This is a genomic window from Nguyenibacter vanlangensis, assembly GCF_013376155.1.
Taxonomy (GTDB): Bacteria; Pseudomonadota; Alphaproteobacteria; order Acetobacterales; family Acetobacteraceae; genus Gluconacetobacter; species Gluconacetobacter vanlangensis.
Genome location: NZ_JABXXP010000043.1, coordinates 1 through 12,976, shown reverse-complemented (window position 1 = coordinate 12,976; position 12,976 = coordinate 1). Strand labels below are relative to the sequence as shown.

General features: G+C 62.2%; 11 protein-coding genes and 1 pseudogene. 5 read left to right on the top strand and 7 right to left on the bottom strand.

Annotated features, from left to right (window positions below; all coding sequences use genetic code 11):
* The 5 genes from HUK84_RS04845 to HUK84_RS04825 all read right to left on the bottom strand — a co-directional run.
* Nucleotides 1-145 (bottom strand): transposase (locus tag HUK84_RS04845; RefSeq protein WP_176639254.1); only part of this gene is annotated, 145 nt, incomplete at its 3' end.
* Between the two features lie 99 nt (nucleotides 146-244).
* The gene (locus HUK84_RS04840) at nucleotides 245-2,320 is read right to left on the bottom strand and encodes an AIPR family protein (protein WP_176639253.1); all 2,076 of its coding nucleotides are present in this window, start codon (nucleotides 2,318-2,320) and stop codon (nucleotides 245-247) included.
* Nucleotides 2,313-3,311 carry a PD-(D/E)XK motif protein gene (locus tag HUK84_RS04835; protein WP_176639252.1) on the bottom strand — a complete coding sequence of 333 codons (999 nt, stop codon included), beginning with the start codon at nucleotides 3,309-3,311 and terminating at the stop codon, nucleotides 2,313-2,315. The genes HUK84_RS04840 and HUK84_RS04835 overlap by 8 nt, the downstream gene beginning before the upstream one ends.
* The gene (locus HUK84_RS04830; RefSeq protein WP_176639251.1) at nucleotides 3,308-6,049 is read right to left on the bottom strand and encodes a Z1 domain-containing protein; all 2,742 of its coding nucleotides are present in this window, start codon (nucleotides 6,047-6,049) and stop codon (nucleotides 3,308-3,310) included. The genes HUK84_RS04835 and HUK84_RS04830 overlap by 4 nt, the downstream gene beginning before the upstream one ends.
* Nucleotides 6,046-7,494, bottom strand: a complete 1,449-nt coding sequence (locus HUK84_RS04825; RefSeq protein WP_281362733.1) for an ATP-binding protein — start codon at nucleotides 7,492-7,494, stop codon at nucleotides 6,046-6,048. Before HUK84_RS04825 ends, HUK84_RS04830 begins: the two co-directional genes overlap by 4 nt.
* A gap of 268 nt (nucleotides 7,495-7,762) precedes the next feature.
* Here HUK84_RS04825 and HUK84_RS23740 point away from each other — a divergent pair, with 268 nt between their 5' ends.
* Genes HUK84_RS23740 through HUK84_RS04805 form a run of 5 tightly spaced genes read left to right on the top strand, consistent with a single transcriptional unit; the run spans nucleotide 7,763 to nucleotide 10,994 of the window.
* The gene (locus HUK84_RS23740) at nucleotides 7,763-7,945 is read left to right on the top strand and encodes a ribbon-helix-helix domain-containing protein (protein ID WP_374729265.1); all 183 of its coding nucleotides are present in this window, start codon (nucleotides 7,763-7,765) and stop codon (nucleotides 7,943-7,945) included.
* Nucleotides 7,942-9,456 carry a DNA cytosine methyltransferase gene (locus HUK84_RS04820; protein WP_176639249.1) on the top strand — a complete coding sequence of 505 codons (1,515 nt, stop codon included), beginning with the start codon at nucleotides 7,942-7,944 and terminating at the stop codon, nucleotides 9,454-9,456. Before HUK84_RS23740 ends, HUK84_RS04820 begins: the two co-directional genes overlap by 4 nt.
* Nucleotides 9,456-10,037: a hypothetical protein gene (locus HUK84_RS04815; protein ID WP_176639248.1), complete on the top strand. Its 582-nt coding sequence runs from the start codon at nucleotides 9,456-9,458 to the stop codon at nucleotides 10,035-10,037. Before HUK84_RS04820 ends, HUK84_RS04815 begins: the two co-directional genes overlap by 1 nt.
* Entirely contained in the window at nucleotides 10,027-10,494 is a 468-nt protein-coding gene (locus HUK84_RS04810) for a very short patch repair endonuclease (RefSeq protein WP_176639247.1), read from the top strand. The genes HUK84_RS04815 and HUK84_RS04810 overlap by 11 nt, the downstream gene beginning before the upstream one ends.
* A complete protein-coding gene (locus HUK84_RS04805; RefSeq protein WP_176639246.1) occupies nucleotides 10,491-10,994 on the top strand; it encodes a hypothetical protein in 504 nt (167 codons plus the stop codon). Before HUK84_RS04810 ends, HUK84_RS04805 begins: the two co-directional genes overlap by 4 nt.
* Nucleotides 10,995-11,320: 326 nt before the next feature.
* On the opposite strand, the gene HUK84_RS04800 is transcribed toward HUK84_RS04805, so the two are convergent.
* Both HUK84_RS04800 and HUK84_RS04795 read right to left on the bottom strand, forming a co-directional pair.
* Entirely contained in the window at nucleotides 11,321-12,193 is an 873-nt protein-coding gene (locus HUK84_RS04800; protein WP_176639245.1) for a LysR family transcriptional regulator, read from the bottom strand.
* Between the two features lie 156 nt (nucleotides 12,194-12,349).
* Nucleotides 12,350-12,976, bottom strand: a pseudogene (locus HUK84_RS04795) (IS630 family transposase); the annotation flags it as partial.

Below are 12,976 nucleotides of genomic sequence, written 5' to 3'. Positions count from 1 at the left end.
CCAGCCCACCGTATTTCGATCGCCAGGTGTAGAACGTCGCATCGCTGATCCCGTGCCTGCGGCACAGATCCGCAGCCGTGGCACCCGCCTGATGCTCCTTCAGGATCCCGATGATCTGGTCCTGCGTAAACCGTGCTTTCTTCATCGTCTGTCTCCAGTGGACAGACCTTACTTCAAATCGAGGGCATTTCAGGGAGCAAGGTCAGGCTTTTGGGAGCCGCCATTGGCGAGAGCGGATATCGCATTAGCCCGCCTCGCGCTGATCTTCATCGAACAGACCCGCTGCGCGGACTTTCCCAACACTCTCGAGCCCGTGCTTTGCCTGCTTGACGGAAGGGCGCCGCCTCCATCCCCCTGCGGCATAGTTGGCGAGCGCTATACAGATGCCGGTAGACTTATAACGCAGCACGCCGCTGCGCTGACCAGCTTCTGCTGTCGCGATCCAAATCGCCGACGGCACGCGCATGCATTCCTGAATCAGCGCATGGTCTGCGACGTTACGTCCGGTGGCCGGACTATCCGCAGTGAAGTCACCGCCGCCGACCGGCGTACGGATGAGCTCAGACGGTAACGGATCGGTGAGCGACGGGAGGTGATTGCGCAAATCGACCCAGCAGTCCTCCTTCTTGAACCATTCGGTTGGATTCCGGCTGCCGACGCTGGTACGCAGTGCCTGATCGATGAGCGGCGCCCAGGCATTGATCAGGGCTTCGAGCTCAGGCGTCACGCACTGCTGCCGCCAGATCAAATCGAAGTCGATGAGGCCACCCGCCCGCTCGCCCAGGGCCGCCACCAGATAGGCGGCGATGTTGGCGCCATAGGCTGGGAACTTCATGGCGCGTACCAGCCGCTCGGTCGTGCGGTACAGAATCGTGAGTGCGATCAGTCGTCTGAACCATGCCGCATCGGGCGCCGACGCAGCCTGCTCCTTGCGCCGCTGCATGAAGGCCTGAAAATTCTTCTGGCCGCCGAATGCTACCCGCCAGGGGAAACCGTCCCAGGCCGAGAGGTAGCGCGCCAATTCGAGTTTACCGAAGCGACGGGCTTTCGGTGTCTGTTCGCGGAACGCGCGTTGCTCAGTCGTGCGGTAGGAGGCCTTCTGCTCGGCCGCGAGCCAGGAGCCCCGCGCGCGCTCGTAGAACCAGCGGCTGCGCCCGGATTCCAGCCAGGAATTGTTGGCCAGGGTTTCCACCTCGCGATGAAACGGATCGTTGGCCGAAAAGTCGGCCTGCTGAACGGCGTTCTGCCGGTTGGCGGCGCGCGAGATGGACGAGACCATCTCTTCCAGATTGCCCTCGGTGACCCGGATGATCTTAATCGGCACCTCGACCAATCCGAGCCCGATGCTTTCTTTACGCCGTGCGCGATGCAGCGACGCGATCGTCTGCCCGCCATTGACGATCTGCAGGCCGCGCAACCCGGTCAGAAACACTGCCCCCCCCTCGCGCTCGAGCCTGATCTCATCGGCGGTCGCCACCACGCCATTGTTGAACGCGAGGAACATCTCGGGCTGTTCGACCAGGGTGCGGCGGAGCTCCGCATTGACCGATTTACGCCCCGACAGACCGAGGAACGCACGCACATTGAGTTCGAGAAGATGGGTACCGTAGCGGTCGTAAATGCGCGAGAACGCCTCTCCGGGGAACGCGGCGAGGTAAGCCTCATAATGGCCGGCCTCTGACGCCACCGGCAGGCAGGCGACGCGGTGCCCGGCAAACTCCAAAAGGTTGACGTCGATATCCGCCCGGGTCTGGCCCTCGCCCAGGACGCGGTGGAGTCGGACCATGTCGTAGAGATCAAGTCCGACAGTCTTGCCGTGGCTTTCAATCGCGGCAGGCAGCGCGCTGCCTGCGATCCCGTCCGTCAGCACCATGATGCGGAAGCGGTCGATCCGTTCGCCGAGCGACGCGACCCGCCGCGCGAGATCTCCTGCCTCGGTATTGGAGGGCTCGATCCGGTCCGCGAGCCCACCGATGCAGGCTGCGACATAGGTGCTTGCGCGCTCTGCGGTTTTCAGCAGCTCAGAAGCAGGAACACGCCGGGGCGGAAGATCACCCGAATAGTGCGTCGCGAACAAGGTCAGATGACCCGCGTCCTCATCGATCGCATAGCCGCTGATCTGGAACGGCGAGCGGCCGACCCGACCCTCCTGCGCGAGATCGAATGCCGCCTCGAAATGACCGATCTCCTCCAATGCCTCGATCACCGTGCGCGTAAACAATGCCTCAGTCGAAGGTAGATCGACCGCCGGATCGTCGCGCGCCTCCTCGATTTCCGCAGCCAGCGTCCGCGCGAACTCCGCGGTTGCATCCTCACTCATCGCCCGGCGCTCCGAACGTGCCGAACACCCAGGCCGCATCCGCCTGGAAGCCGGACAGGGCACGCACCTCAATCTGATAGTCCGCCTCAACGATGCCAAGCGCCACATCGTTCCGCCGCAGGCGCGGGAACTCGTCGGTTACCGCATAGAATTCGGTGCCGATGCAGCGCACCCGTACTCCGTCGCCCGGCATGGCGTCCGGCAGCACGCCACGCTGCAATAGCGCATTGCGGAAAATACGGCGCGAGCGCTCATTTTCGAGCCGGGCCTCGATCCGGTTGCCAATCTGCCCGAGCGTCTCACCATCCGCTGCCTCGACCAGCCGGAGATGGACGACGTGCAGCGAGGCCAGTCCGATATCGTCGAGCTGGTCGAGGGTCGAGATGTGCAGCCGGCGGGCGGCGCCGAGCGAGGTCTTCGCTTCGAGCGCATGACCGGACAGCTCGAAATCGTGCAGCCCGCCGTCAGGCGCCGTCCATATGCCGACCGCATCGGCACCATGGTCGAGCAACTGGTCGAGGAGCAGGAGCTCACCGATAATCCCTACCGTCTCGCGCCGCGAAAGTCCGCCGCTCTGATCGCGCAGGAACACGCGCCAGGCTGACAGACGCGCGGCAAGCTCAGGCAGAAGGTCGGTCTCACCCTCGTCCTCACTGCGCACCAATGATCGCACCACATCGCTGCATACCTCTGCGAAAAGATCGCGTCGCGACGGCTCCTCGAGCGATAGTACAAGCAATATGCCGCCCGGATCCGCAGCGCGCGACAGTCTCAGTCCGCCCGTCTCGAACATCGCGAGCCCGTCGGATGCACCCTGAGATCGTGCGATCAGACAGGGGGCACCGTCGGTCTCCCGCAGCCCCGCTCGCAGATCGATCCGGTTGGGCCGGTCCAGCCGTCGGCTCCGGAACAGCCGGTCGCCCGGCGAAACTGCATCAAGAGCGGCCCATTCCGCCAATAGCTCCGCAGGTTGGGGATGTCCGACGCTCATGATGTGCTGCGCTGCTGCACGGAATTCTCCAGGCGCCACTCAGCTGTGGCGGTCGGTGAGCTCGGGAAACTCACAACGACGCCGTAGACGGGCGTTCCCGGTTCGAGGCCGGCATTGGCCGGATCGATCGGATAAAGAAGAAGGAGACCCCGACGCGGGTCATCCCCGCGTACAATCCTGATCTGGGGGCCGGACGGTCGGTCGGCAGGAGGCTCGCCCTCTACCTCCAGGATGCGGTTGGTTGCGTCGAGTGCCCGACGATACTGATCGTCGGTAAGGTCGATCGCTTCATCAAGCGGGCTGAGGATCGACTTCGTGATGAACCGCGTATCCGTAGATGCAATTGGCGAGCGTCGCACCGAACGTAAGCTGTGCCCGCCGACCGAGACAGGAGCCCCGGTCCCGGCCGGAACGAACACGGTCCAGTCGGTCAGCTCACCGCGGGTGAGCTGAGTTGTGATATAAACCCCCATCCGGCGGCCATCGACGTCGGTGCTCTCCGGCGGGAACGCCACAGAATCCAGCAGCGCGGCGATCTGGCTGCCAGCGACTTGGTGCCAGATCAGCCCGACTGCAGCAGCACGACCGCCGGGCCGCGGCGGATCCGTCTGCGGTTCTCCCAGCTCCTCAAGCAGCCCGTCGATTGCCGCAGCGTTGACCAGCACATTGTCGGTATCGCGGAACTGCACCGTCTGGATTTTGCCTTCGCCGGCGTAACTTACCGGCCGCTCAACGGCATAACGGCGCTTGTTGGCGGCGGTCACCGCCATCACGCTGTGAGTGGCGATGCTGAACCCGTAATCCTTGGGCCGCGCGAGTGTGATTTTCATGTGCGCGAGCTGCGCACGTAGATCCTCATTGACTGTCGCCAAGTGGCGGAACCATGCTTCCATGTCTGGCGTGGTATAAAGCCGGCACAGATCGGCATAACCTCGCCGGTAACCGAACCAGCGGCCCATCTGCAGCAGGCTGTCATACTGTCGCGAAATGCGTAGGAAATAGCTGGTCGAAAGCCCTTCAAGGGTTAAGCCGCGCGACAGTTTATCACCGCCGATGACAATGACCGAAAGGCTCTGACCAGCCGCGTCGGCCGCATCATAGTCGATGCCGGTCCGGCTGCGGCCGTTGGCTACGGCGACCTGGATTCGATCGATTTCCTCAGGCAGCCTTACCGCGACTTCACTCCAGCTGACCTGTCGGACGGATCGGCCGAACACAGTCGCCAACATCGCTTCGGTCGTAGGCATAAAATCTTCGGTCCATAGGCGTTCAAGCCTAGTCAGTTCAACTGGATCGCCGGCTGCGATGGCGTTACGGAGCAACTTAAGCTCCGCATCGACCTGCGCGTGAACGAGATCATGAACATCTTGGAAGCGCGATACATGGACAAGCATGGTGCGATGGGTACTTACCTGCCCCCGCGCGGAACGTGCAGCGCAGGCGATAACGAAGCTGCGCATCGCCGCCGAGAGGCTTGGCGGAACCCGCGACTGCCCATGCCATACTGGCCGCAGTGTCTTGTCGTGCGGATCGGGAATCCAGTCTTCCGCTGTTTGATCGAGATGCCGGATGACCGGGAGCGCGACCGAATCAGCATCGTCATCGCGGCCGAACACGGCGAGCGGCCCGAAATAATCGTCCGGCGCCGACAGCGAAACGATGAAAGTCGAGGGAAACAGATCGGCGCCATAATCCGCGGCTACCCGTTCGTCATGGATCATGATGTTGGCGAACGGCGTGGCAGTGTAACCGACGTAAACGCTGCGGTTGAATGCTCCGAGCAGCTTACGGATCTCACCGTTGATACGCTTGGGATCATAATCCTCATCGAAACTGCCATCGGCGAGGAACCCTTGATCGCCGGTATCGGGCGATGCCTGATCCGCTTCGTCGTCGATCACCAGTAATGGCGCATCCCGTGAAGGAGCGGGCAGGCGGGCGATCCATCGGTTGAGATTCTTCAACACCCCGCCGTTCTTCTTGACCACAAAGATAAATGGGCGCTCACCGGGCGCGAAGTTGGAGTTCTGCGCGATGGTGCGGTTGAAGTCGCCGTTGAGCTGCGATGTGGTGAGACTGTCGACAAGCATTACCGGTCCTGGCAACATCCCCACGCCAATCGGACGGCGCCCTCCACTACCGCTGACACCCGCCGTATCGAAGCCGAGAAAGTCCTGATCGAGGCGCAGTTGGGTCTGGCGGCGCAACACATTATGCATTCCGGCCAACACGATGATGACACGGTAGCCGGCGTCTGCAGCGCGGTTGATCAGCCCCGCATAATGCGCGGTCTTTCCCGACTGGACATTGCCGACAACCAAGCCACGCCAGTCCCATGGGCCAGGCCGCATCGGATCGTCGATAAGCTCCATGACCTCGGCTGTACTTTCCTCCAGCACCTCGAGCGCTCGCGGCGCCCAATTGTCCTCGGCGAGCTTCTGAAGATAGCGCTTCAGATAATCCCCTGGGCGTCTCCTCTCGCCGAGATACCAGGGCGGCGGCAGTTGGTCGTTCTGGAGTTGGATTGAGGGTCCCTGGGACACCACGAACAGCGCCTCCAGATCGCGGGTCGCGGCCTCGATCTCGTTGTCCCCTAAACTGTGACCGGTCGTGAGTGCGACCAGTGGTGCGGTTGCCGATACCACTGCCCGGATCTCATCAACGCTGAGCGTGCGATCGCCGGCGCGCGGGCCGAGCGCGACTCGTGCCGTGTTCGCAAGCTGTGTGACCGGATTCATCGCCTCAGTTCTCCCCCCAGTTTCCGTATCACTGCGGCGCGCAGCTTAGGCCATGTCACCCCCAGCGAGCGCAGCACTGAATCGAGGCGGTTTCCGGCATCATCCATGTTATCAATCTGACGCGCGAGTACGGCAAGCGGCGTGGCCAACGCGGCAATCTCTGCAGCCGAGGGCTCGGCCGGTTCGGCGCCGCCCTGCTCGGCGACGTCGAGCCAGATCCGCTCGACCGGTACAGTAAGTTCGAGCGCTGAGAGCAGCCCTTCGAGCAGTGCAGCATCGCCCAACCGCTCCGACACGGCGATCACTGCCGGATGATCACGCCGCACGCGATAACGCGGTAAGGCGTTGCCTCCACGCGCCTCCCAGGGCCAGACCGCTCCATCCTCTTTTGCCTTGTTGCGTCTGCCTGTCGGTCCGCCCCCCCGCCAAGCGAAAACTTCACGGGCGCGGCGGCGACTGTCCGTACCGATCCCTGCCAACCTCGCGCGCGCCCGGGCGGGTGGTCGGGCAAGCGACTTGCGGATATCGATCCGCCAGGCCTCGTCCATTACGACTGGCAGATCGAGCGCGATGCGGGCCAGCCGGCTCGATTCCTCGCGGGTCCAGGCGCGCGAACCGCCCAAGCCGAGCCAGCCGCCGGGTGACACAAGTCGGTCGCCGCGATAGACGTAGAAACCCTGACGCTCGACCCAACCGCCCGGCCCCCCGGCTTCCTCCCACTCGCGTTCGTTCGCAAACCGGTCCCGGTGTGGCAGGATATAGGGCCGTGCGGAGATCAAACCGTCCGGGCCGCGGATGATATCGCGCGGCAGGACCATCGTCGCGTCATGCCTGCGGCAGAACGGATCCCAGGCGGTAAGCGCCAAGCCGTTGACGCTGATCGCGAGGCGACGCGCCTCGCCGCTCAGAAAGCGGTGGAACGTCATGGCGAGATGGGCGCGGACGGCGGCGATGCGGTCGTTGAAGGCGGCACGGTCGAGGCCCCACAGGCCGCCGAGCCGATCCATCCGGTTCCAGCTGATGAGTGTACCGTCGCCGGCAATCTCGAATTGCGCGGCGAGTTGCCCGGCGGGCGATGCCTCTGGTGCTCCGGCACACCAGCCGTCACTGACGCGGTCGACATCCCAGGCGAGCCGCGCGACCGCACCCTCATGCCGTGAGGCCACGGTAAGCTCACGGCACTGTGAAAGTGAGGCCGTCTTCAGCCCCAGTCCGAAGCGGCCGAGATCCGGACCGTCCCGCTCGGCGTCGGGCCCGTCGCCCCCGAAGCGCATCGCTTCGATCAGCCGTTCGAAGCTCATGCCGGAGCCATCGTCCAGCACCTCGACAAGCGGATTGCCTTCCCGCCAGTCGAGGCGGATATCAACCTGCTTCGCGCTGGCCGCAAGCGAATTGTCGATCAAGTCTGCAAGTGCAGTTTCAGGCGAATAACCGAGACCGCGCAAAGATCTGAGCAGCGCACGCGGGGATGGAGGGATTTCGACGGGACGCAACGGACAGTCTCCGGTGTCTGGCGTTAGAACATTTCTCTACCGACGCGCACCGGAGTCGGACCAGGACTAGAATAAGCCTAGTGTTACCGAGGCAGCAATTGCGGTATTTCTGTCTTGCTACCGACCATCTCATCCGGCGATAGCCGGCCGGAGAAAAGTGATGTAAGGTGATGCATCGTGGTGCATACTGGTGTAGGGTTGTGCGAAGGAGATCTGAGCCTTGGCCACTGTCAAGACCGTTAGAAGCACTGTCCTACTCCCGGAGCCCGTGCACCGTCAGGTGCAGGCAGTCGCCGCCGCCAATGACGTATCATCTGCGTGGGTGATCCGGCAGGCCGTGCTCTACTATCTTTCGACAAGAACCGGTCAATCTGAGCTTCCTCTCGGGACCGAACGGCCGTGAGCGCCGATCCGAAACTGATTCGGCAGAAAATCCAGCGGCTGCGTGCCGGCGCTCAGCCGCGGGTGCTCGACTTGTTCTCCGGCTGCGGCGGTATCTCGCTCGGATTCCAGGCGGCAGGCTACAAGATTGTTGCTGCGGTTGAGAACGACCCCGACGCAGCGCGGTCTCACGGCCTCAATTTCCATCATGGCGAAGACCGCCACAGCATCGCGCGCGATATTACCGCCACCTCACCTAGCGATCTTGCTAAAGCGCTGGGGCTCGGTCGGGCCTCTGCTGCTTTTGACGTGATTGTCGGTGGACCGCCCTGTCAGGCGTTCGCGCGTGTCGGTCGCTCCAAGCTGCGCGAGATCGCGGAACACCCCGAGGCGTTCCGGCATGATCCGCGGGCGCGTCTCTACATTGAATATCTACGCTATGTCGAAGCTTGCGCGCCGCTCGCGGTAGTGATTGAGAATGTCCCCGACATGCTTAATCATGGCGGGCATAATCTGGCGGCCGAGATTGGCGAGATACTGGCCACCAAGGGCTATGTCGTGCGCTACACGCTGCTCAATGCCGCATTTTACGGCGTGCCACAGATGCGCGAGCGGATGATCCTGATCGCAATCAGCGAAGAAATTGCCGACGATGTCGAATTTCCGGCGCCGACCCACTGGATAGATCTGCCATCCGGCTATCAGGGATCGCGTGCGGTCGCGCTCAAGTTGGCAACTGGCGGCGACCTGCTGTCCGGCATAGTGGGAGGAAGTTCCTATAAGGCCGCGCCGGAAGCCGATGACAGCCTACCTGAAGCGATCACAACCGAGCAGGCGATCGGTGATCTTCCCGAAATTCGCGCGCGTGAGCTGCTGGCTACGGGTCAATTGCGCCGGGGCGCGCGTCGACTCGACGCGATGCTGCCCTATGGCGGTCACAGCCAGCAGAATGATTACGTGAAAGCAATGCGTAGCTGGCCCGGGTTCGAAGGGGTCGCGCATGTCCGCGATCACGTTATCCGCTACCTGCCGCGCGATTATAAAATCTTCGCTGGTCTTCAGCCGGGCGATCAATATCCCGAGGCGCACCGACATGCGTTGAGCCTGTTTGAAGCCGAGCTGGAACGGCTTGAGGCCGAAGGCCAGCGACCAACTGACGGTAGCGAGGAATGGGACGCGCTCAAGGCGGCGTTCGTTCCGCCCTATGATGCCGGCAAGTTTCCAAACAAATGGCGCAAGATGGAAGCCGGGACGCCGGCGCGCACGCTGCTCGCCCATCTTGGCAAAGACGGCTACAGCCATATCCATTATGACAGCCTTCAGGCGCGCCCGATATCGGTGCGAGAGGCTGCCCGCCTCCAGTCCTTTCCCGACGGCTTCCGCTTCGCCGGCACGATGAACCCGGCGTTCCGGCAGATCGGCAACGCCGTACCTCCACTGCTCGCGCGTGCAGTCGCGCAGACGCTGCGCGCCCAGCTTCTCGGAGACATCGCGACGCAGTCACCGGCTGTGGCTGCCGGAGTTGGGCGTTGATGAGCCGGCGTGACGAGATCATCGTCGTCCGCTCACTCGCCGAATCCGACCTAGGCATTTTTTCGATGCACCGGCTTAGCGCGACGAGCAAACAGCGGGCGATCGCGCTGACGACGCCGGTAGCGCGGCGACTGCTGAGCGAGCGTCTGTTCGCCGAGGGGGGGGACGATCTCGACCTCATCTGCGTCTATGGCGGTTATGGCAACCGTGAGCTGCGGAACATCGGCAAGGTTGGCAAGAACTGGCGGCTCGGTGGTCGCAAGATTACAGCCAATGCCTGCGCCTTTCTCGACAGCAAGGATTTTGTGCTGTTGCGCTCGGTTGCCGGAAATGACGGCGACCATCCAGTCCTGATGACATTCATCGGCCGCCAGCGTGAACGCCTGCTGCATGCGGGGATCGTTGCTAGTCTGGCTGAGGAGTTCCGGGACAGCGTGGCAGTGGTGGCCGCCGGCTCTGACGCCTTCGCGGCGCTCTCCACCGCATTTCCGGCGGTTCCATCTGATCTCGCGGTGGGCGCGCCCCTTGCCGAGGATGAGACAGCAGCCCCGGATCAGGCTGCCGGGAGCGATGGTCGATAGACTGACACCGGCCCAGCGCCGGCTCAACATGAGTCTCATCCGCGCGAAAGACACTCGCCCTGAGATGACGGTGCGCACACTGTTACACCGTGAAGGCTTCCGTTACAGGCTACACCGGCGCGATCTTTCGGGTCGCCCGGACATCGTGCTGCCGCGCTACAGCGCCGTAATCTTTGTCCATGGCTGTTTCTGGCATGGACATGACTGTTCTCTGTTCCGAATGCCGGCGACCCGAGCAGAATTCTGGTCGGCGAAGATTGACGAGAACCGCCGAAGGGATACAGCCGCAGTGGAAGGGCTCAGCGAGATGGGTTGGCGTAGCCTGTTAGTGTGGGAATGCGCGCTGCGAGGACGCCGCCGACTGCCGCAGGACATTCTGAGGGGCAGGATCGTCAGTTTCATTACGGGCGATACGCCGTTTGCGGTGATCGAAGAAACGGGGGCAGGAGCGGGATGAAGGCAGCACTCCCAGCGGCAGGAGGCGATCCTAGCGACAGGCTCGCCAAACTCAACGATCTTGACCTTCTGCGCCTACGTGCGCACGTAGCGGCCGAATTGAAGCACCGCGGACTCGCCTCTAATGTCGGGCAAGTTGCCGAAACTCTTGCGCTGGCCTTCTATAACGGAACGCCGGGGCGTCCCAATCTGCAGCCGGCGCCGACCGGCACACAGAACGTCGATGCGCTCTCGCGGCGCGGGGACCGGTATTCGATTAAGGGCATACTCGATGCCCGCAAGACCGGCACAATCTATCCGGATCGCGACGATCCGGCCAAGCAGCTGTTTGAATATCTTTTGATCGTCCGTATCGACCCACACTGGCAACTGATCAATATCCATGAGTTCGACTGGAAAACATTTTGCGAGGTGCGCAGTTGGGACCGCCGGATGAACGCTTGGTATGTCGGCTTGGCTGCAAAGACGCTCACCCGCGCCACCCGGTTCGCTCCGGTCTGAACGCACGTGCCTGCGGCCAGTGACCGACGATCGGCGTATGACAAGGATTCTGATTGGATGTGTCTATGCACTCTGGCACGCTCATTCTGTCATGCGGCGAGACGGGGTATCTCTCGGTCCACCAATCGCAAGTATCGTTGGTTGCCTTCCCCCGCAACCATGAATCCCGTTTAATAACAAACGCTTAGGCCGCCCAAGGGCGGCCTTCGGCGTTCATGGCACCCCAATCAAAAGCATATAGGAAGCAGCCGGAAGCGAATTCCCGCGTAATAGGCGCGTGCGAAGTGGCGTCGAAGGGGGCGGGCGCGAATCGGACACGGCTTCTTCTACAAGAGGGCCGGCCCAAGATCGGACTTTGAAACGGAATCGACGATAAAATCTGTCACGGTGCGGATCGATGCCGAGTGTTTCAGATCTGCGTGGACGACGAGCCAGATTTCCCTTGAAAACGCATCGCCGTCGAAAGGTAGGCGTTCCAAGGTAGGGTCGGCATCGCCGAGGAAGCAAGGCAAGCCGGCAACGCCAATACCCGTGCGTGCTGCGACGTGTTGACTGGTGATGTCGCTGACTTCGCAGACGATGGGACGTGACCCAGCCACCGCCAGAAGCCAATGCTGATGCGGCATGTCGGCATATTGCGCGTCATAGGCAATGAATTCCCATATCGCAGGTTGGTGGCGGTAGGCATAGTCGCGGCTCGCGTAGAGTGCGAACGTCATGACACCAAGCCTACGTGTAACGCTACTGGCCTCCGTAGGGCGCGACAGACGCACCGCGATATCGGCCTCGCGTCGGCTTAACGAAACCTGTTGTGTCTGACTGGCAATGGATAGCTGGATGTCAGGATGCCGCTTGCGGAATGTGAAAACCTGCTTGGCGAAGAAGTTGGTCGCGAGTACCGGTGGTGCGCTGACAGTGACCTTGCCGATGAAAGGCGACCGCGCGGCATGAACGACTCTCTCTATCGCGAAGGCGCTTGCCTCCATTTGTGACGCAAGATGGAAGATCTGTTCTCCCATCAGCGTCAATCGGCACGATCGCGGCAGACGGTCGATGAGTCTCATCTGCAGTGCCGTTTCGAGCGCCGTCAGTCGGCGGCTGACCGTCGCATGATCGACCTTCAAACGGCGCGCCGCACCGGACAATGTTCCTGCCTGGGCGACGGCGAGAAAATGACGAAGATCTTCCCAATCGAACATCTGTGCGTTTTTCCCAGCATGGGTGGAAATTATATGGAATTTACGCACTGACTGTCGATCCCTGATGCTGCTCAGAAACTGAGCAGGGAATGGGTCTTTATGTCTCGCATATCGATTGGGCAGTCCAGGCTTGTGCAGGTAGCGTCATACCAACGGTTATAGACACAGACTTGTGTGAGCCCATTTTCTGAGTCCGATGGATCGGATGGTTTCCGGGAGGGCGGCGAGATTGTTCCAGGCGGAACAGGCGGCGTCGATGATGTGATCGATGCCGTCGAAGACGGTGTTGGACAGCCAGTTGGCGCGAAGGAACTGCCAGATATTCTCGACCGGGTTCAGTTCGGGAGCGCGGGACGGCAGGAAGATCAGGCTGATATTGCGGGGCAGCTTCAGCTTGTCGGTGGTATGCCATCCTGCGCGATCGAGCAGCACGACAGCGTGGGCACCGCGGGCGACGCAGCGTGAGATTTCCTCGATATGCAGTTGCATGCCGGCCGTGCCGATGAACGGTAGCGCCAGGCCGGCGGCTTTGCCGCGCGCCGGGCAGATCGCCCCGAACAGCCAGGCATTCTCGTAGCGCTGGTCGGCCGGCTGGCGTGGCCGCGTGCCGCGCCGGGCCCATTGTCGGACGATCCCGTTCTTCTGGCCGATCCGGGCCTCGTCCTGGAACCAGATCTCGATCGGCTTGCCCTTAGGCAGATGGCCGATATGGGCGTTCAGGATGCGGGGGAAGTTTTTTTAAACGCCTCCATGACGCCAGCGTCCTGACCCGGATGGCGTGGC